General features: G+C 68.8%; 17 protein-coding genes. 7 read left to right on the forward strand and 10 right to left on the reverse strand.

Annotated elements, in window-relative coordinates; translation table 11 throughout:
- Positions 1–8: 8 nt before the first annotated feature.
- Entirely contained in the window at positions 9–443 is a 435-nt protein-coding gene (locus OV287_RS08110; protein WP_267533415.1) for a CBS domain-containing protein, read from the reverse strand.
- Between the two features lie 184 nt (positions 444–627).
- Here OV287_RS08110 and OV287_RS08115 point away from each other — a divergent pair, with 184 nt between their 5' ends.
- A complete protein-coding gene (locus tag OV287_RS08115) occupies positions 628–960 on the forward strand; it encodes a hypothetical protein (protein WP_308809554.1) in 333 nt (110 codons plus the stop codon).
- Positions 961–1,033: 73 nt separating this feature from the next.
- Here the strand turns inward: OV287_RS08115 and OV287_RS08120 are convergent, their stop codons facing one another.
- Entirely contained in the window at positions 1,034–1,348 is a 315-nt protein-coding gene (locus OV287_RS08120) for a hypothetical protein (RefSeq protein ID WP_267533416.1), read from the reverse strand.
- A 181-nt stretch (positions 1,349–1,529) separates the two neighbouring features.
- On the opposite strand from OV287_RS08120, the gene OV287_RS08125 reads away from it, so the two are divergent.
- The 5 genes from OV287_RS08125 (at position 1,530) to OV287_RS08145 (ending at position 6,902) form a co-directional block, all read left to right on the forward strand.
- A complete protein-coding gene (locus tag OV287_RS08125) occupies positions 1,530–1,997 on the forward strand; it encodes a ferritin-like domain-containing protein (protein ID WP_267533417.1) in 468 nt (155 codons plus the stop codon).
- Between the two features lie 240 nt (positions 1,998–2,237).
- Positions 2,238–3,401: an acetylornithine deacetylase gene (argE, locus tag OV287_RS08130; protein WP_267533418.1), complete on the forward strand. Its 1,164-nt coding sequence runs from the start codon at positions 2,238–2,240 to the stop codon at positions 3,399–3,401.
- Between the two features lie 141 nt (positions 3,402–3,542).
- A complete protein-coding gene (locus OV287_RS08135; protein ID WP_267533419.1) occupies positions 3,543–4,139 on the forward strand; it encodes a hypothetical protein in 597 nt (198 codons plus the stop codon).
- A gap of 93 nt (positions 4,140–4,232) precedes the next feature.
- Positions 4,233–5,906, forward strand: coding sequence for a diguanylate cyclase (locus tag OV287_RS08140; protein WP_267533420.1), 1,674 nt, complete (start codon positions 4,233–4,235; stop codon positions 5,904–5,906).
- A gap of 150 nt (positions 5,907–6,056) precedes the next feature.
- Positions 6,057–6,902: an OmpA/MotB family protein gene (locus tag OV287_RS08145; RefSeq protein WP_267533421.1), complete on the forward strand. Its 846-nt coding sequence runs from the start codon at positions 6,057–6,059 to the stop codon at positions 6,900–6,902.
- Positions 6,903–7,036: 134 nt separating this feature from the next.
- Here OV287_RS08145 and mfd read toward each other — a convergent pair whose 3' ends face one another.
- The 5 genes from mfd to OV287_RS08170 form a co-directional block, all read right to left on the reverse strand.
- Positions 7,037–10,618, reverse strand: a complete 3,582-nt coding sequence (mfd, locus tag OV287_RS08150; protein ID WP_267533422.1) for a transcription-repair coupling factor — start codon at positions 10,616–10,618, stop codon at positions 7,037–7,039.
- A gap of 120 nt (positions 10,619–10,738) precedes the next feature.
- Positions 10,739–10,942, reverse strand: a complete 204-nt coding sequence (locus OV287_RS08155; RefSeq protein ID WP_267533423.1) for a hypothetical protein — start codon at positions 10,940–10,942, stop codon at positions 10,739–10,741.
- Between the two features lie 70 nt (positions 10,943–11,012).
- A complete protein-coding gene (locus OV287_RS08160; protein ID WP_373371812.1) occupies positions 11,013–11,336 on the reverse strand; it encodes a c-type cytochrome in 324 nt (107 codons plus the stop codon).
- Positions 11,333–12,403 (reverse strand): hypothetical protein, encoded by a 1,071-nt coding sequence (locus tag OV287_RS08165; protein ID WP_267533424.1) that lies wholly within the window; start codon positions 12,401–12,403, stop codon positions 11,333–11,335. Before OV287_RS08165 ends, OV287_RS08160 begins: the two co-directional genes overlap by 4 nt.
- Positions 12,378–13,802 (reverse strand): MBOAT family O-acyltransferase, encoded by a 1,425-nt coding sequence (locus OV287_RS08170; protein ID WP_267533425.1) that lies wholly within the window; start codon positions 13,800–13,802, stop codon positions 12,378–12,380. Before OV287_RS08170 ends, OV287_RS08165 begins: the two co-directional genes overlap by 26 nt.
- A gap of 177 nt (positions 13,803–13,979) precedes the next feature.
- Between OV287_RS08170 and OV287_RS08175 the strand changes: the two genes are divergently transcribed.
- Positions 13,980–15,698 (forward strand): glycosyltransferase family protein, encoded by a 1,719-nt coding sequence (locus tag OV287_RS08175; protein ID WP_267533426.1) that lies wholly within the window; start codon positions 13,980–13,982, stop codon positions 15,696–15,698.
- A gap of 27 nt (positions 15,699–15,725) precedes the next feature.
- Here the strand turns inward: OV287_RS08175 and OV287_RS08180 are convergent, their stop codons facing one another.
- Genes OV287_RS08180 through OV287_RS08190 form a run of 3 tightly spaced genes read right to left on the reverse strand, consistent with a single transcriptional unit; the run spans position 15,726 to position 19,014 of the window.
- On the reverse strand, positions 15,726–17,324 hold the full coding sequence (locus OV287_RS08180; protein ID WP_267533427.1) for a hypothetical protein: 1,599 nt from the start codon (positions 17,322–17,324) through the stop codon (positions 15,726–15,728).
- Positions 17,321–17,668: a P-II family nitrogen regulator gene (locus OV287_RS08185; RefSeq protein ID WP_267533428.1), complete on the reverse strand. Its 348-nt coding sequence runs from the start codon at positions 17,666–17,668 to the stop codon at positions 17,321–17,323. Before OV287_RS08185 ends, OV287_RS08180 begins: the two co-directional genes overlap by 4 nt.
- The gene (locus OV287_RS08190) at positions 17,665–19,014 is read right to left on the reverse strand and encodes a bifunctional glycosyltransferase/class I SAM-dependent methyltransferase (RefSeq protein ID WP_267533429.1); all 1,350 of its coding nucleotides are present in this window, start codon (positions 19,012–19,014) and stop codon (positions 17,665–17,667) included. Before OV287_RS08190 ends, OV287_RS08185 begins: the two co-directional genes overlap by 4 nt.
- Positions 19,015–19,053: the final 39 nt, after the last annotated feature.

Here is a 19,053-nt window from a genome sequence, read left to right on the forward strand (position 1 = left end):
CCGGCGCCTCAGTGCGCCATGGACATGGATGGCTCGGAGATGCCTTCGAGCACGCGGCCGGCGAGCTGCTGGTCCTCCATCTCCATGGCGAGGTCCCCCAGGGAGACGATGCCGATGAGCCGCTCCCGCTCGTCCACGACGAGCAGACGGCGTACCTGCAGCTCGCGCATCTGATGGGCGACGTCCTCGACGTCGTCCTCCACGGAGCATGTCTGCACGTTGCGGGTCATCACGTCAGCGACGGTGGCCGTGCGGGGGTTGAAGCCCAGGGCCAGTCCGCGCACGACGATGTCCCGGTCTGTGAGGATTCCTATGACGCGCTCGCCCTCGACGACGGGCAGGGAGCCCACGTTGAGCAGGCGCATCATCTCGGCGGCGGCCATCAACGTCGTCTCCGGGTGGGCGGCGACGGCGTCCGGAGTCATCACGTCACGAATCTTCATGGGACGCACCTCGGGGCTGTGAGTGGATGCCTTTGGAGGAGAGGGTGTGTCCGCTTGGGTGAGGATGCCGTGGAATTCCCCACCCTTCTTTTGTGACTGGATGCCCGCTCACCAGGCGCGGCGCAGAAGCAGGGCCACGCTTGCCCGTCTGCCCATCGGGAGGGTTCTCCACGGGGCCGCGGGCGTGCGCATCGTTGAGCCCATGGGGAGCGAAGCCATCGGATGGTTCAGCTCGTTCGTGCTGGTGCTGACCATCTCCAATCAGGTGTACAAACAGTGGAAGTCGGGCACCAGCAAGGGCGTGTCCAAGTGGCTCTTCGTGGGGCAGATCACCGCCTCCACGGGCTTCACCATCTATAGCGTGATGGTGGGCAACTGGGTCTTCGTGGTGACCAACGCCCTGATGTTGCTGAGCGCGCTGGTGGGGATCGTCATCGTGGTGAAGCACCGGCGCACGGAGCGGCGGGCCGAGCGGCGCGACACGGTGCTAGCGGGCGCGAGCCCCGCGAGAGCGTGAGCCGCTCGGAAACGCGAGAGCCCCCAGGCACACCTCCCGAGGGAGGGGCAGGGGGCCCGGATGCGCGAGCCGTTCAGCTCACCGGCTGTGGAGACATCTGGTGGGTGAGCTCCTCGGGCGACTTCAGCATGGAGGCATGGCCGCCGTGCCGGACGCGCTGCTGCTCGTCGAGGGGGGCGGAGAACGTCTTGGCGATCTTGTTGTAGGTGCCGAGGATGAGGATGGTGGGGGCCCACTGTCCGATGAAGTTCGCCCAGTGCTTGCGGCCGGTGATCATCAGGAAGGCACTGGCGGTCATGCATCCGATGGCGACTCCAAGGAAGCCGATGGAGGGAATGCGCCGCGTCTGCAGCTCGACATTGGTGGTGACCATGTCTTCGTTCTTCATGTCCGGTGCCTCCGGTGGTGAGAGGTGCATGACAAAGGTGCGCATGGGAGGAGTCGGTGAAGGGCGGGGGTGATGCCCCCCTGCCTGCTGTCCGGGCGAGCGCCGAGTCGGTGGGGTTGGCCGTGCGGGCGGGTCCGAGCAGATTGCCGGGGACTCTGACGCGAGGGCGGGGGAGGACGAGATGGGACGTAAGTCCGAGGTGGAGAAGCTGCGGAGCCTGGCGCAGATGGACGTGGATGCGGTGGGGGCCTACGACGCGGCCATTGCCCGGGTGAAGGAGCCGCTGGTGCGCGAGCGGCTGAACGAGTTCCGGGTGGATCACGTGCGACATGTGCAGGACCTCAACGCGTTCATTCGCCAGTTTGGGGGAGAGCCAGTGGAGCTGCGGCCGGACCTGAAGGGCGCGGCGATGAAGGGCCTGACGGCGATGACGAGCATGATGGGGACGGAGGCGGCGCTGGTGGCGATGCTCGGCAACGAGGAGTTCACCAACCGGGCCTACGAGCTGGCGCTGAGCTTCGAGTGGAGTCCCGAGGTGCGCACGCTCATCGAGAAGAACCGGCGGGACGAGGAGCGGCACATCACCTGGGTGAAGGAAGCGGTGCGCAAGCGCCCATGGGTGATGGAAGGCGCCGAGGTGCAGGCGTAGAGCGGCCAGGGAACTCGCCGTCAGGGGAGACCCACTGCGTCAAGAACCCTTCGCCCACAGGGAGAGGATCCCCCCCTTCGTTCAAAGGGGGGGCAAGCCCCCCGGGGTGAGGGTGCCACGGATCCCGGGTTGAATCCCGAGTCAATCCCCTCTCCCTCTGGGAGAGGGCCAGGGTGAGGGTCTACATTCGGTGGGCACCACCCGCGCGGAGCGCGGAACCCGAGCCCCGGAGGCCCCACTGTGAGTGACACACTGCCCGAGCTGAGGGCGACGTTGAGCGAGCTGGTCGCGCTGGACACGACGTCCTCGCGCCCCAACGCGCCGCTGGTGGACCTGGCGAGCGGGAGGCTGGAGGCGGCGGGCTTCCAGGTGGAGCGGGTGAGGTACCGGGACGAGGCAGGGGTGGAGAAGGTGAACCTCGTCGCGGTGAAGGGGGGCGGGGGGGAGGAGCGAGCGGGGCTGGCGCTGGTGGGGCACACGGACTGCGTGCCGTACGACGCGGCGTGGACGGAGGCGCTGCGGCTGACGGAGCGGGACGGGAGGCTGTACGGCCGAGGGGCGTGTGACACCAAGGGCTTCATCGCCTGCGCGCTGTACGCGGCGACGCACTTCACGGGGCGGCTGAAGGCGCCGTTGATGGTGCTGCTGACGGCGGACGAGGAGGTGGGCTGCGAGGGAGCCAAGCACCTGGTCGCGCTGGGCAAGGGTCGGGCGCGGCACGCCATCGTGGGAGAGCCCACGTCACTGGTGCCAGTGCGGGCGCACAAGGGGTACTGCCTGGCGGAGGTGGAGGTCCAGGGTCGGGAGGGGCACAGCGCGTACCCGGATGAGGGGGCGTCGGCCATCTTCCGGGCGGGGCGCTTCCTGCAGAAGTTGGAGACGCTGGCGCGCACGCGGCTGCGCGAGGAGCGAGACGAGTCCTTCGAGCCGCCCTTCACCACGGTGAACGTGGGCCTCATCAGCGGGGGCAAGGCCCCCAATGTCATCTCCGGGGCGTGCCGCTTCACGGTGGAGTGGCGCCCCATCCCCCGGCAGCCGAAGGAGCGGGTGTTGGAGCTGCTGGAGTCCATCCGGCACGAGCTGGTGCGGGACGAGCCGGGCTACGAGGCGCGTATCCGGCTGTTGCGGACGGAGCCGGCGGTGGACACGCGGGCGGACGCCGAGGTGGTGCGGGTGCTGGCGGAGCTGTCTGGCAACGCGCCCATCACGGTGCCTTTTGGCACGGAGGCTCCGCAGCTCACGGAGCTGGGCGCGCAGGCGGTGGTGTTTGGCCCGGGGGACATTCGGGTGGCGCACCAGACGGGGGAGTACGTCCCGATGGAGGACCTGGTTCGGTGCGAGGCGTACCTCACGCGGGCCATCGCGCACTTTTGCGGCGCGGCCATACAGGGTTCCACCTACTGAGCGTCAAGGCGCACCGGGTCATGGGAGGCGGGGAGCGCAACGGCTCTGTCTGATTTCCTGACCTGGAGGTACAGTCCTTGGAGGTAGGGCCGGGGAACCGGTCCACGAGCGTCGCGAAGGGCCATGGGGAGGGGCCGCGATATGCAATTCGTCCCTTTTGAAGACGGTATCGAGGTCAAGGGACAGACGGTGAAGGCCGTCGTGGACGGCTTCAACACCTTCGTGGTGCTCGGCAGTGCCTACCTGTTGGACGAGGGCATCGGCACGCCCGCCCGGAATGGCCTGGTGAACCTGGAGCTGGAGGGGTGGTACCCGCAGAAGTCCTGGCTGCTGTGCCTGCAGCAGATCGGCAAGCAGCTGGGCGACGGGCTGTTGATGCAGAGCGGCATGGCCGTCCCCCGGAACGTGGCGCTCCCGGAGGGCATCCATGACATCCACAGCGCCATCAAGGCCGTGGATGTGTCGTACCACCTGAATCACCGGAAGAACGGTCGGCCCATGTTCGACCTGGAGACTGGGCGCATGCAGGAGGGGATTGGTCACTACGGCTACGAGCCGGTGCCCGGTCAGCGGAAGATCATCTGCCTGTGTGAGACGCCGCATCCGTGCGCCTTCGACCATGGCGTGCTCACGGCCATGGCCCAGCGCTACGAGGTCCACGCACGCGTGGTGCATGACGAGAAGCAGCCCTGCCGCAAGCGGAGGGGAGACCGCTGCACCTATGTCATCACCTGGTGAACGATGGCTTCCCAGCTGGGCTGGGGGGCAGGGGAGGGTGATCCCTTCCGCGCCGTCCACCTGATAGCCTCACGGTCAGACAGAACGGAGCCCATGGCAGCGCTCAATACCCTCGGAACCACCGGCCGCGTCCTCCTGGTGGATGACAGCCCCATTGCTCTCGAAGCCATTGGCTCCCGGCTGATGGAGAGCGGGCTGGATGTGGTGATGACCACCTCGCCCCGCGAGTCCCTCGGGCTTGCCACCGAGGGGTCCCATCCGTTCGATCTGATCATCCTCGACGTGATGATGCCGGAGATGAATGGCCACGAGCTGACGCGCCGCCTGCGCAGCAACACGCGGACCAACAACACGCCCATTCTGCTGCTCACCTCGCTCGACTCCACGGATGATCGGGTGAACGGCCTGGTCGCGGGCGCCGACGACTTCTTCACGAAGACGGCACCGGACGCCGAGATGCTGGCCCGTGTGCGCTCGTTCATCTCCCTGGGGAAGATGCGCGCCCAGCTCCAGGCGCAGCACGAGGCCATGGCCCGCGTCATGCGCGAGCCGGAGGCCCCCACCCCGCCCCAGGCCCGGGTGGAGATCATCCACCACATGCCCGTGGTGAGCGAGCGGCTCGCCCGAGCGGTGCGCGGCTCTCCGGTGGGCGGTGAGTTCCAGCTCACCCAGCGCGCGCCCTCGCAGCGCATGGCCACCTCCGACGCCGACCTGCTCGTTGTCAGCTACGCCGTTGCGCTCGAGGGGGATCAGCCGCTGCTCAAGCGCTTTGGTTTCGACGAGGAGGCGCCCGCCATCCTCGTGGTGGACGAGACGGAGTCCACCTCGCGGCGCGTGATGGCGTTCGACGCCGGTGCCGATGACTACCTCACGCTGCAGACGCCCATGGCCGAGCTCGCTGCCCGTCTGGGCAGTGCGCTGCGCCGCCAGCGCCGCCAGCGCCAGCTTCGCACCTCGCGCGATCGGGCCATGCTGGTGGCGGTGACGGATCCGCTCACCGGGCTGTACAACCGCGCCTACTTTCACGAGGCCCTTGGCGTCGAGTTCCGGCGCGCGCAGCGCTACAAGCACCCGATGACGCTGGTGCTGCTGGACCTGGACCACTTCAAGCAGGTCAACGACAACCTCGGCCATACCGCTGGGGATCAGGCGCTGCGCGAGGTGTCCCAGCGGCTGCGCCAGACGGCGCGCTCGACGGACGTGGTGGCCCGGCACGGTGGCGAGGAGTTCGCGATGATCCTCCCAGAGACGGACCTGGAGCATGGGCTGATCGCCGCCGAGCGCTTCCGGGCCGCGGTGGACGGGGCCACGGTGCATGGCGCCCGGGGAGGCAGCCGCGCGTTGACCATCAGCGCCGGAGTGGGCTGCTACCCCGCGCACGCTACCTCCATGTCCGAGCTCATCGAGCTCACCGACGCGGCGCTCTACAAAGCCAAGCGCCAGGGCCGGAACCGGGTGTGTGCGGTGTCGGTCGGGGCGGAGCCTGCCGTTGCTCCCCCTGCCAGCACCAACACCCCCAACAGCGTCCTGGAGCGGCTGCGCCGCCTGCTGGCGGAGGATGTGGAAGGGCCGCTCACGGCCACGCGCACGGCCGCCCGCATGCTGCACGAGGCCTCCGCTCCGGGCGACACGCTGCACACGATCACCTCTCAGCTTCGCATGTCCACGGATGAGGTGCGGCAGGAGCTGCTGCGGCTGATGGACGAGCTCTCCCGGGCCGTTCTGGATGCGGGCCGGACGGGAGCGCCTCACGGCGAGCAGAAGTGAGGCCGGCCTTGGACGGGGGGCGGGGCGAGTAGCAGAGGGCAGCCGAGCGCCCCCCATCGTGAGGAGCAGCGGGAGTGGGCGCTTCCTGCTCGCCAGCGGCCCCTCACTGGATATTATTGGCGCTCAAACTATCCATCAGGAGAACCGGACATGCGGAACAGGCTGTTGGCACCCCTGTGCGCCCTCGCGCTCGCGGCGGGGTGCGTGCCGCAGGGCAAGTACGACGCGGCGATGCAGAGGGCCCAGACACTCGACGAGCAGCTCGCGGAGGAGAAGGGTGCACGCGCGGCGGCGGACGGGAAGGTGCGCGAGTTGGAGGAGCAGGTGAAGGGGCTGGAGGAGAAGGTGTCGGGGCTGGAGAAGGACAAGGAGGCGCTGGCCACGCGGCTCAACACCGCGGAGGCGAGGCTGACCGCAGGGGCCGCCGAGCGCCGCGCTCTGGAGCAGACGAACGCCGAGCTGGCAGCGCTCAACGAGGAGCTGGCCCGCTCCAAGCGCAAGCTCACCGAGGCCAAGGAGGCGCTGGAGAAGAAGAGCTCCGAGTATGAGAGCCTGGCCAAGAGCCTGGGGAAGGAGATCTCCGAGGGGAAGATCGAGCTATCGGAGCTCCGGGGCCGGATGACGGTGAACCTGAAGGACAAGATTCTGTTCGCCTCGGGCTCGTCGCGGGTGGGCAAGGAGGGGGTGGAGGCGCTGGGGAAGATCGCCGAGGCGCTCAAGGGCGTGCAGGGGAAGATCATCCGGGTAGAGGGGCACACGGATGACGTGCCCACGGATCCAAAGGGACCGTTCCCGTCGAACTGGGAGCTGAGCCTGGCGCGGTCGATGGCGGTAGTGCGGGCGCTGCAGGACGCGGGCGTAGACCCCACGGTGCTGTCGGCCGCGGGCTATGGCCCGTACCAGCCCATCGCGCCCAACGATTCGGCGGAGAACCGCAGCCTCAACCGGCGCATCGAGATCGTCCTCGCGCCCGGGGCGGTGACGAGCGGCCGCTGAGTCATTCGGGGGAAGCCCTCATCTCCTCTCCCTCTCCCGCTGGGAGAGGGTCGGGGTGAGGGCATCTTCTCCCCACGAGGCGTTCGCTTCGAGCAGGGCCGACCCCCGTCCCCGGAATGCGTGGGGCCTCCCAGCTATGCCTCCGGCAGCGCGCAGGTGCCGAGATCGCGCAGCACCTTCTTGGCTTCGGCGATGAGCGCCTGGCCCTTCACCTCGGCACCCAGCTTCACCACCAGCTTCATGTCCGGGGTGAGCCGGTAGACGCCCTTGGACCTCTGGACCAGGCCCGCCACCTTCATCCCATCCAGCAGCGCGTCCGCGCCCAGCGTCACCACCAGCCGGCCCGGGCCTCCCTCCAGCGCACGCAGGCGGAGGTCTCGCATGTCGATCTTCAGCAGCGTCTGCTCCGAGAGGTTGTCCACCTCGTCCGGCGCCTCGCCGAAGCGGTCCACCAGCTCCGAGCGCAGGTCCTGCACTTCGTCCGGATTACTCGCCTGGCTGAAGCGCTTGTAGAACACCAGCCGCTGATGCACGTCCGGCACGTAGTCGTCCGGAATGAGCGCCGGCATCGACAGGGTGAGCTCCGGTTCGATCTGCACCCTCGGCGGCTCGCCCCGTACCTCGGACACCGCCTCCTCCAGGAGCTGCGCGTACAGGTCGAAGCCAATCGCCGAGATGGAACCCGACTGCTCCGAGCCCAGCAGGTTGCCCGCGCCGCGGATCTCCAGGTCGTGGCTCGCGATGGAGAAGCCCGCGCCCAGCTCGGTGAAGCGCTGCAGCACCTCCAGGCGCCGCTGCGCGTCCTTCGTCACCGTGCGCCGCGTGGGCACCAGCAGGTACGCGTACGCACGCTCCTTCGAGCGGCCCACGCGCCCTCGCAGCTGGTAGAGCTGCGCGAGACCGAACGTGTCCGCCCGGTTGACGATCATCGTGTTGGCGCTCGAGATGTCGATGCCACTCTCGATGATGCTGGTGCACAGCAGCACCTGGTACTTCTTCTCGGTGAAGTCCAGCATCGCCTTCTCGAGCTGGCCCTCGCCCATCTGCCCGTGCGCCACGCCCACGGAGATATGGGGCACCAGCCGCTTGAGCATCTCCTCCATCGAGGGCAGCGACTCCACCCGGTTGTGCACGAAGAAGACCTGGCCGCCGCGAGCCACCTCGCGCTCGATGGCCTCCTTGATGGTCTGCTCTTCGTACTTCATCACGAAGGTACGGATGGCGCGCCGGTCCTGCGGCGGCGTGGCGATGATGCTCATCTCGCGCACGCCCGACATGGCCATGTGCAGCGTGCGGGGGATCGGCGTCGCCGACAGCGTGAGCACGTCCACCAGCGCCCGCAGCTTCTTGATCTGTTCCTTGTGCTTCACCCCGAAGCGCTGCTCCTCGTCCACCACGAGCAGCCCCAGGTCCTTGAAGGCCACGTCCCCGCCCAGCAGCTTGTGCGTGCCGATGAGGACGTCCACCTTGCCCTCCTTGGCGCGCTTGAGGATCTCCCGCACCTCGGCGGGCTTCCTCATGCCGGAGATGACATCCACCACGACGGGGTAGTCCTTGAAGCGCTTCTTGAAGGACAGGTAGTGCTGCTGCGCCAACACCGTGGTGGGCACCAGCACCGCCACCTGCTTGCGGTCCAGCGTGGCCTTGAAGGCGGCGCGCATGGCCACCTCCGTCTTGCCGTAGCCCACGTCGCCGCAGACGAGCCGGTCCATCGGCTCGGACTTCTGCATGTCGTTGAGCACGTCCTCGATGGCCTTGCCCTGGTCCGGCGTCTCCTCGAACTCGAAGTCCGCCTCGAACTGGGCGAAGTACCGGTCCGGCGCACTGAAGGCGTGGCCCGGGTGTGCCCGGCGCGCCGCTGCGATGTTGAGCAGGTCCGCCGCCATCTTCAGCAGCTGCTCCTTGACCCGCTTCTTCGTCTTCTCCCAGGACGTTGTCCCCAGCTTGTCCAGCGTCACCTGGGTGGGGTCCCCACCGGTGAACTTCTGGATGAGCCGCATGCGGCTCACCGGGAGGTAGATCTTGTCCTTGCCCGCGTACTCCAGGACGAGGAAGTCCCCGGGCACCCCGTTCACCTGCATCTTCGTCAGGCCCGCGTAGCGGCCCAGTCCGAAGTCGGTGTGAACGATGATGTCGCCTTCCTTCAGGTCCTTGAAGCCCGAGGCGAAGGCATCCAGGCTCTTCGAGCGCCGCACCCGCCGGCGCGCCCGCGCTCCAAAAATCTCCTCGTCCGAGAGCACGGCGATGCCGCCCGTGCCGTCCACGAAGCCGTGGCTCACCTCGCCCGTGAAGAGGTGGGCGAAGACCGAGGGCTCATAGAGCGTGGCGGCGTCCGCGAGCGGCTCGGTGTGGACGCGGACCATCACGTTGCGATCCAGCAACAGGCGCTTGAGCCGGTCCGCCTGGCTCAGCGTGCCGCAGGCCACGGCGCAGGCAGTCCGCGTGTCGCGCCAGCGCTGGAGCCGCTCGACGAGTGGGGTGAGCGCGCCCTCCTCACCGTGGTGGGCCAGGATGGCCTCGCGCACGTCCTGCGTCGTGCCGAAGGGGAAGTGCACCGGCGGAGCCTCACTCTGGGTGAGCGACAGGCCCCCGCCCTCCATCACCCGGAAGGCCTTGAGCTGCTGCTCTGCCTGCTCGCGCGTGAGGAAGTGCTCCAGGGGCGGGTAGGTGAGCTCCTGCTCCGCGTCGGCCGTCGCGGCGGAGCGCTCCACCTCGGTCCACAGCTCCTCGGCGATGCGCTCGAGGCCCATGGGGTCGTCCAGGTAGAAGAGCGGCTCCGCGTGCCACAGGCGCAGGTAGTCGAAGACGGTGCCCAGGCCTCCCTCGAAGAAGCCGGGCAGCAGGCCCTCCAGGCCGAAGCCGGGCAGTCCCTCGCGCATGGCCTCGAGGCGCTCGCGCAGCTTCGTGGTGGGCAGGTTGATACGATCCGCCACCGCGCGGGCAGCGGCCTCGGCGCGCGTGCGTGTCTGCTCGGAGAAGATGACCTCGCGCGCCGGCAGGAGGATGATCTCCTTGAGCGAGTCCACCGTGCGCTGAGTCTCCGGGTCGAAGGCGCGGATGGACTCGATGGTGTCGCCGAAGAACTCGATGCGGACGGGCTTCTCGTATAGCGGGCTGAAGACGTCGATGAGGCCGCCGCGTACGGAAAAGGTGCTCAGGTCCTCGACGAGCGGGCTGCTCTGGTAGCCCATGTTGGCGAGCTTGCGGGCGAGCTCGTCCCGGTCGAAGTCCTGGCCCACGGTGAGGCGCTCGGACAGCTCCTTCATCACCCCGGGCGGCAGCACGCGACGCAGCAGGCCGCGCATGGAGAGCACGAGCGCGGGAAAGCGGGTGCCCTGGCTGAGGTGGAAGAGGGCGCCCAGCCGGTCCGCGACGACGTCCGCGTCCGGGGACAGCTCGTCATAGGGGAGCACCTCGTCGGCCGGCAGGCGCAGCACATGGGGCTCGCGCGGGCCGCCCTTGCCGCCGAGGAAGAAGGCGAGGTCGCTGGCGAGGGCATCCGCGGCTTCCTCGTCCGTGGCGATACAGACGAGCGGGGCCTTCAGGCCGCGGGTCAGCCGGGCGAGCGCGTAACCACGAGCGGCTCCCTGGAGGCCTTGCGTGCGGACACGCTGTCCCGGGCGGAGCAGCTCCTGCACACGGGCGAAGGGGTCCCCTGCAACGGGAGGCGTGTGAAGCGCCTCCCCAACGAGCTTCTGGGTAAAAGGAGTTTCCATCCGAGCGGGCGCCTTGGAGCGCCCCCCGGTAATTAGGAGCCAGATCTGTGTAGGTCAACGGAAGAGCGAGAGGGGCAGTTGGCGACAGTCAACCCGCCCCCAGGGCCTACAGCGCCCTACTCAGCCCAGGGCCCGGACATCCTCGTCGTCGTCGTCTTCGTCATGGCCGCCGTCGTCGCCGCCATCGCCTCCGCCACCGTTTCCACCTCCGTCGAGCACGGGGGAGGCAGAGCGGCGGGCCTCGGCGCCCGGAACGGCCAGCGGGGTGCCGACAAGGGCGGTAAGGGCAAGCAGGCAGACGAGAGCGGTGGTGAGGATGCGCATGGGGGGAAGGCCTCCTGTCCCGGAAGACGACACGGATGACAGGGATATTCACCCCTGGCCCGGTTGGGAATCAGCCCTTCTTGAACGTGCGGATATAGGCGACAAGGGCGTCGATCTGCGCCGGGGTCAGCTTGTCCTTGTAGGCCTTCATCTTCTTGTTGCGCGGGGATCCCTCGGCGATGGCCTCGCGGATGTCCGCGTCCGTCTGGGCCTGCTGCCAGGCCGGCTGGGACATGTCGACGATGGCTTCCTTCTTCCCCATCTGGGTCTGCGCCTTGCCATCCGGCCCGTGGCAGGACTTGCACTTGGCCGTCCACACTTCGGTGGTGGTCTCGTCGGCGTGTGCGGCGGTGGCCACGGAGAGGGAGAGGAGCAGGGCGAGGTGAATCTTCACGGAGGGGTCTCCTGGGCGTTCAGGTGGGTGCCGAGTATAGGCCATGCGCCTGGAGCCTGGCGCACCAGCTCCTGACCGAGCAGCCGGGTGTACTCAGGCGCTGCGCGGTAATCGAGGTGCGAGCCCTCGGGGCACTCGAAGCGGGCCAGCGTGGGGACGTCCTCGAAGGTGATGCCCCTACTGCCGGTGCGTTGGAGGAGCCGGTCCCAATACTGCTCGCGCGGGTAGCGCGTGTCCTCGATGCTCCGGAGGCCCCCCGAGGTGACCATCCGTACGAAGACGACCTCTCCGCCGCGCGAGCGGATGCGCTGTACCAGGGAAGACACCCGCTCCAGCAGGGCGTCCAACTCAGCGAGCTCCGGTTCCTTCCCATGTGCGCTCTGGTGGCGCTGCTCCCAGAGCTGGCGCAGCGGCGCCAGGTCAACGCCTTCGAAGTTGGACTGCTGCTGGCGGTTGGCCAATGTCCGGCTGTAGGGCGGGGCCGGCAGCGAGCGGTTCACCAGCACGTGGTGCAGCACGCTCTTGGGCTGCACCGCCGACAGCAGCAGCACGAGCCGCTCCTGGAAGGGCACCCGCATCGCCGCTTCCCAGTCAGCCACGAAGGTGCGGTGCCGGTGCTGGGTGACATACGTGCCCGCCCGCGTGCGCACCTCGGTGGGCTCCACCGAGAAGAAGAGCGTGGGGCTCACTTCGCACAGCACCAGTCCCCGGAACTGCTCGTCCGAGGCCAGGTCCTCCAGCATCGGCAGGCTGCTCGAGCCGTTGATGGAGAGTTGCACGGTGCGTGCGCCTCCCAACGCCTTCGACAGCTCCTCGGGCACCAGGCCCACCTGGAAGCGGGAGGAGCCCAGCAGCGCCACGGTGCGTCCGTCGCCTGTGCTCGCCTCGGCCCGCGCCAGCGACCACAGCTCCGGCGTGTCCTTCACACTCGGCTGGAAGCCGCGGCGGCGCCAGCCCAGCTCGGCACCCGCCAGCAGCACCCCGGCCACGAGCAGCGCTACCCACCACACCCGCCCCAACGAGCCGGACGTGGGCGTCTCGCTAGAACTGAAAGTAGATGAACGCACGGTCGACTCCGGTTGCGGTGACCAGGGCCACGAGCATTGCCGTCACGGCGCCCGCCGAGGCCCACCAGGGAACGGACTCGAACATCTTGGGCAGGGGCTCGTCGCGGTAGCGCCACTGCAGCGCGAGCAGCGCGCCCACTGCGAGCACGGCGAGCAGCATGTCCAGCCGGCTCAGCAGCCCACCGGCCTGGGCACCGGTGAAGCCCACCATGGCGCGCACCACGGTGAAGGCGGTGGAGAAGTCAGGGGCGCGGAAGAAGACCCATGCGAAGCAGACGCACACGAACGTCACCGCCACGCCCGCGAACCGGCCCAGGGGCCCGTGGGTCCAGCGCTGCTTCTGCAGCGAGGGCCGCAGCAGCCGCTCGGCGACGAGGAACAATCCGTGCAGGCCGCCCCAGACGACGAAGGTCCACGAGGCGCCGTGCCACAGGCCGCCCAGCAGCATCGTCACCACCAGGTTGACCTGGGTGCGCACAGGCCCCTTCCGGTTGCCGCCGAGCGAGATGTAGAGGTAGTCGCGCAGCCAGCTGGACAGGGAGATGTGCCAGCGGCGCCAGAAGTCGCTGAAGCCCACCGAGGCGTAGGGGCTCTGGAAGTTGTCGGGCAGGTGGAAGCCGAAGCACAGCGCGACGCCGATGGCGCACAGCGAGTAGCCCGCGAAGTCGCAGAAGATCTGTCCCGAGAAGGCGAGCGCCGCGCTCCAGGCCTCCCAGACGTTGGGATTGGCGCCGGGGGCGAACACGGTGTCCACCAGGGGCGCGAGCAGCCCGTCGGCGATGACCGTCTTCTCGAAGACGCCCAGCACCAGCAGGAGCAGGCCCCAGAGGAGCTGGGGCGGGGTGGCGCGTCGCTCCTCGGCGCACTGGGGCAGGAAGTCGTTGGGCCGGACGATGGGGCCGGCCACCAGGTGAGGGAAGAAGGTGAGGAAGAGGGAGAAGTCGAGGAACGAGCTCCAGGGCTTCTCGTCCCCCCGGTAGACGTCGAGCGTGTAGGCGAGCGACTCGAACGTATAGAAGGAGATGGCCACCGGCAGGACGACATCCACGCGGGGCACCACCAGGGGCACGCCGAGCGCCTGGAAGAATGCGTTGGCGTTGTCCGAGAGGAACGGGCCGTACTTGAAGAAGGCGAGCAGCCCCAGGTTGCTGACGAGGCTCAGCACGAGCAGGGCCTTCTTTCGCCCCTGGGTGGGGGCCGCGGCGATGGCGCGCGCGAGGAACCAGTCCAGGGTGATGGCGTACCAGAGCAACGGCAGGAAGAGCGGATTCCAGGCCGCGTAGAAAAGGCTGCTCGCCACGAGCAGGTTGGCCTTCCGGGCGCGCCAGGACAGCGGCAAGTGATGCAGCCCGAGGCAGACGGCCAGGAAGACCAGGAATGAGAGGGAGTTGAAGACCATGGGCCGGGGCCGGCGAGAGTACGTGCACACCGGCGCGCTTGCCAGCGGACACCATGGCCCCTGGCCTCTCGAACCACCAGCGGCCGGCCGTGCTCGCGCGGGGCCTCCTGGTCCGGGTGCTTCTCGCTGACACTCATGGCGGGCGTCGTGGTTGGATGCGCGCCGGACCGTGCGCGAATGAAGACTCCCCCCTCATCGGCTTCGCTGCGGCGCGACCTCCTCTGGGTGTTCGCGGGCGCAGCCCTGCTCTACCTGAGCCTGCTCTCGCGTGAGTACATCGGGGACGGCTTCCGCTGGCTGGAAGAAATGTCCGCGCCGGAGCTGCCGAGGCCCGGAGGCAACAACCACTTCCTTACCCCGTATGTGGGGTGGCTCGCCTGGCGGCTCGCGACGGTCACGGGCTTCTCCTCGCTGCTCGAGCACCTGACGGATAGGCCCGCGGCGCTCGCGTACTTCCAGGGACTCAATGCCCTCTTCGGGGCGGCGGGGCTGGCGGCGCTCTTCCTGCTGCTGCGCTGGAGTGACGTGTCGCGGCGCGGTGCCTGGCTCGGCGTGGCCATCACCGGGCTGTCGCATGCGTACCTGCTGCATGCCACGGACATGACGGAGCCCATGGCGTCCGTACCCTGGATGGTGCTCGGAGCCGCCGTGGTGCGGCGCGCGCCAGAGTCCCGTGGGGCGAGGTGGCTGGGCGGAGCGCTCGTCGGGCTGGGGGCGGCCTTCTACCTGTCGGCGCTCGGCATCTGTGTGCTGATGGGCGCCACGGTGGGCCTGCGCTACCTGCGGCGCCGCGAATGGGGACGTGGGGTTGTAGCCGTGACGGAGCTGGGCGTGGCCGCGGTGGGTTGTCTCGGGACCATCTTCTTCCTGGGGCGGCTCCTGGTCGCGGCCCCGCGCAACCTGACCGGCCACGCGCAGTCCTTCGCCGAGATTCCCACTGGCAGCGGCCTCTTCGGGCACTTCGACCCTCGCCACCTCGTGGGGGCCTTCTTCGGCTTCGCCAATGCCTTCGCGCCGCTACGGGACTGGCTCGGGGCCGCGCGGCTTCGCGAGTCCCCGCCCGGCGTGCTGGCCTACAACCTGGCCCTCGTCGGCTTTTTCGCGCTGCTCGTCCTCCTGGTGGGACTGAGCCTGCGGCGGGCCGCGCCAGCGCTCCTGCGCTCGGACAAGGTCGCGGACCTGACGGGGGCGCTGCTGTGGACGGCCTGCATCTACGTGCTCGCGAGCCTCTGGTCCGCGACCTACGAGAAGCTGTGGATTGGTGGCGTGCTGGGCACGACCCTCTTCCTATGCATCCTCTTCGAGGGTGGCGAGCAGGAGCAGCCGGCCCGTCCCTCAGGGGAGCCCGAGAGGCTCTGGCGCCACTGGCTCCCCCTGACCCCGCTCGCGCTGCTGCTGCTCATGAGCCTCGTGGCGGGAGGCGTGTGGCGCCGGGTCACGATGAACGAGGACCTGCGCGTGGCCACCGAGCTATCCAAGCGTCTCCAGCCCTCGGACGTCGCCATCTGCTCGGGCTGGGACGCGCCGAGCTCCCTGTTGGCCCATGTCGTCACGCCCACCTTCGAGTGCTGGAGCATCGTCAACGAGATGATTGCCGCGGGGCTTCGCGAGGAGGTGTTCACCGAGCGCCTCCACAAGCTCCTCGACGAGGCGCGTGCCGGGCAGCGGCGCATCTTCTTCTTCGGGCTGCTCGACATGGACGAGGTGGAGTGGAGCCGCTTCAACGGGAACAGGTTGAAGCTGCCCTATTCGGTGCTCGACCCGTACCGCGAGCACGCCATCGTCGTGGAGAAGCTGCGAGGCAAGGAGGGACGGGAGCTCACGCTCTACCAGCTCTGCGACGCTCCTGCCCCGGGCTGCCCCCAGACGACGCCCTCGGCTGCCTCCGGGAAGTGACGCTCTCGAGTGGTAGACGTCTACCGCTCAGAAGCCGAGGGTGCGCCCGGGAGGCACAAGCCAGACCTTCGCGAGGAAGCGCACCGCGCCCAGGTCCGCGTCGTGGTGTTTCACCGTCGCAACCTGCACGCCGCACAGCAGCGCGAGCGTCGCCAGTCCCGCGAGCAGGGGCGTGGCGCCGGGCCGGCCCGTTCCGCTCAATCCCAGCCGCATGAACACCCAGACGGCCAGGCCGAGCAGCAGGGCTAGCAGCAACAGTCCAGCTCCCGGGTTGGGCACGCCGAGGATGTTGAGCGCATTCGGAGGCTGATAGCCCGCCTTCAGCAGCGGCACGGCCAGTCCGAGGACCACGTTGGACACGTCATCGGGCACGTAGTTGACGAAGGTGGCCACGCCCGTGAACACGATGGATGCGGTGCACAGCGCCGCGGCCGCGCCAGCAAGCTCCCATCGCCCCGCGCTCCGCAGCCGCTCCAGCACGAGGCCCGCGGGCAGCAGCAGGAAGGGCACCAGTCCGGTGAGGTGGCGCGGGCCCGTCGTCCAGCCCCACGAGTCGTACGAGAAGGAGGACGTGAAGTACGTGTATCCGGCGAGCAGCGCCACCACGAGCCACAGGTGCGCCCGCATCTCCACGCTGGCGCGGGCCTCGCGTCGCAGCACCACCACGCCGGGCAGCGCGAGCAGCAGGAAGGGCGACAGGGTGAACAGCCCCCGCAGCGGCGAGAAGAAGGACAGGGCGAAGGCGCGCGGGTCCGGATAGCGGATGCCCAGGAAACCCCCCAGGTGCCACGGCTGATAGGCCGCGTCGTTGAGGTGCTTGTACCCGCTCTCCAGCGGGTGTCCGAAAGCCGCCTGGTGATACAGCATCAGCCCCACCACGAAGGGCAGGGCCCCCAGCGTGGCCAGTCCAGCACCTCGGCCCAGGCGCACCAGCCGCGCGCGTAGCGGCTCCTCGCGCCACAGCACGGTCAGCACCGCGTACAGCATCAACCCGAGTACGCCCAGCGCACCGGTGTACTCCGCGGCCACTGTGGCGCCCGCGCAGGCCCCCACCACCAGGTAGCCCCGCTCGCGCCACTCCCCGCGCGCCAGCCGCCACAGCGCATAGAAGCCGCCGAACAGCAGCACCGCCGTCGTCTGGTGGCTCATGAAGAGCAGCGAGTAGCTGAATGCCAGCGAGCCCAGCCCGTACGTCACCGTCACCGCGTCCGCCACCGCTGGAGACAGGTACGCGCCCAGGAAGCGGCGCACCAGCCAGAGCATCACCAGCGTGGGCAGCACCGTGAGGAAGAGCCGGCTGAAGAAGACGAGCGGCACCTCGCGCACCGCGTACAGGAAGCCGCCGCTCCACCCGCGCAGCACCGCGTATACCGGCACCGCGGCGAAGGACAGCAGGGGCGCCTTGGACGGGTAGTACTTCCCGTCCTTCACCGACAGGTCGCCGACGTAACCGAAGTCCTTCAGCGCCTGGTTGATGTCCAGCGTCCCGTACTCCACCAGGGCTCGCGTCTGCCAGAGCCGGCATAGCTCATTGGGCGAGCGCAGGCCCGGGTGGTACGGGAACAACAGCACGTACAGCGCCACCAGCACCGCATACGCCGCGCGCGAGCCGGGCAGGGCACTCACAGCGCGTCGCTGCCCCGTTCCCCCGTGCGGATGCGCACGGCCTCGTCCACCGGCAGGACGAAGATCTTCCCGTCTCCAATCTTTCCCTCGGAGCCCGAGCGCGCCGCGCGGACGATGGCGTCCACCACGCGCGTCACCATGTCGTCGTCCACCACCACCTCCACCTTCACCTTGGGCAGGAAGTCCACCACGTACTCGGCGCCCTTGTAGAGCTCCGTGTGGCCCTTCTGCCGGCCGAAGCCCTTCACCTCCACCGCCGTGAGTCCGTGCACGCCCACCTCGTGGAGCGCGTCCTTCACGTCATCCAGCTTGAATGGCTTGATGATGGCTTCGATCTTCTTCACCCGGCACCCCCAGTGGCACGCGCCACCGCGAAGAGGCTCATTCCCACCGGCAGCTTCACCTGACTCTCGGCCTTCGCCAAGAGCGGAGCAATCCGGTCATACACCTTGAGCTGCAGCTTCGGCACCGAGCGGCGGCGCATCACCCGGCTGTTCATGAACCAGCCCGGAATCCCCACCAGGTTCATCCACTCCAGCAGCTCCACCTCGAAGCCGTTGCCCTCCAGCACCTGGCGCAGGCCCTCCTGCGTGTAGCGCCGGTGGTGTCCCACCGCCTCGTCGATGGCGCCGAAGAGCTGCGGCAGCGCCGGCACCAGCACCACCACCTTGCCGCCCGCGGGCAGAATCTGCCGGAAGCGGCGCACCGCCGAGGCGTCGTCCGGGATGTGCTCCAGCACGTTGGACAGCACGATGGTGTCCAGCCGCTCGGCCTTCAGCGACTCCCAGTCCGCCAGCGCCACGTCCGACAGGTACGGCCGCACGTGCGGCTTGCCCCGGAACTTGTTCTTCAACCGGTCCACGTAGAAGCGGTCCACCTCGAGCGCGACGAGCAGCTCCAGGCCCGGCTCCAGCTTCTCGGTGATGGTGCCGATGCCCGCGCCAATCTCCAGCACGCGCCGGCCCAGGTGCTCGCTGAAGCGCTGGCCCAGCCACGCGTTGTAGTTGTTGGCGCCGTCCATGCGCTCCAGCGTGGTGTAGCCCTCGTGCTGGTTGTCCGCGTCGTCCCGCACCGTGGCGTAGCGGACCAGCGTGCGCAGCCGTGCGAGCTGCGAGGCCAGCGGCCGGCGCGGCGTCGCGTCCATCGTCACCGGCACTTCTGCCATCCGGTAGAGCTGCGCCGCCAGCTTCACGACGATCTCCGCGTCCACCGAGTCATCATCGCTGGTGAGCGACACCGACTTGAGCGCCTCGGTGCGGAAGGCGCGCTGGCCGCAGAGCGGATCCTCCAGCGACACGTCCGTGACGAAGCGGGTGACGTGGCCCATGGCCCGGTCCGCCAGCTGCTCCGCATTCACCTTCGGCACCCGCCGGCTGCCAAAAACGGCGTCCGCCGCGTCCTCCCGGATGGGGCGGCACAGCGCCTCGCAGGCCTCCAGGGAGTAGGCCGCGTCCGCGTCCTGGAGGACGGTGATGTCACCCGTCACCCGGTCGAGCGCCGCCCGGATGGCCGCTCCCTTTCCGGACAGGCCGGAGAGGACATGCACGTTGGGCCTGGAGGGCGCATCCAGGGGCCCGTCTCCGGCGAGGATGACCTCGGCGCCGCGGGCGGCGAGGACATGGGCGAAGCGGGAGGCGTCCGGGGCGGACGTGGGGGTGAAGGGAATGACGTACGAGAGGGACTGGCTCACGCCCGCGTGACTACCACACGGCGGGCGCGGGTGCTCGTA

Origin of the sequence: Archangium lansingense, assembly GCF_026626635.1 — a bacterium.
Lineage (GTDB): Bacteria > Myxococcota > Myxococcia > Myxococcales > Myxococcaceae > Archangium > Archangium lansingense.

Excerpts from the sequence above, each read along its gene's own strand:
- OV287_RS08120 (WP_267533416.1), bottom strand. The coding sequence starts at position 1,348 with ATGAAGAACGAAGACATGGTCACCACCAATGTCGAGCTGCAGACGCGG.
- OV287_RS08135 (WP_267533419.1), top strand. The coding sequence starts at position 3,543 with ATGCAATTCGTCCCTTTTGAAGACGGTATCGAGGTCAAGGGACAGACG.
- OV287_RS08175 (WP_267533426.1), top strand. The coding sequence starts at position 13,980 with ATGAAGACTCCCCCCTCATCGGCTTCGCTGCGGCGCGACCTCCTCTGG.
- OV287_RS08110 (WP_267533415.1), bottom strand. The coding sequence starts at position 443 with ATGAAGATTCGTGACGTGATGACTCCGGACGCCGTCGCCGCCCACCCG.
- OV287_RS08170 (WP_267533425.1), bottom strand. The coding sequence starts at position 13,802 with ATGGTCTTCAACTCCCTCTCATTCCTGGTCTTCCTGGCCGTCTGCCTC.
- OV287_RS08155 (WP_267533423.1), bottom strand. The coding sequence starts at position 10,942 with ATGCGCATCCTCACCACCGCTCTCGTCTGCCTGCTTGCCCTTACCGCC.
- OV287_RS08140 (WP_267533420.1), top strand. The coding sequence starts at position 4,233 with ATGGCAGCGCTCAATACCCTCGGAACCACCGGCCGCGTCCTCCTGGTG.
- OV287_RS08145 (WP_267533421.1), top strand. The coding sequence starts at position 6,057 with ATGCGGAACAGGCTGTTGGCACCCCTGTGCGCCCTCGCGCTCGCGGCG.
- OV287_RS08125 (WP_267533417.1), top strand. The coding sequence starts at position 1,530 with ATGGGACGTAAGTCCGAGGTGGAGAAGCTGCGGAGCCTGGCGCAGATG.
- mfd (WP_267533422.1), bottom strand. The coding sequence starts at position 10,618 with ATGGAAACTCCTTTTACCCAGAAGCTCGTTGGGGAGGCGCTTCACACG.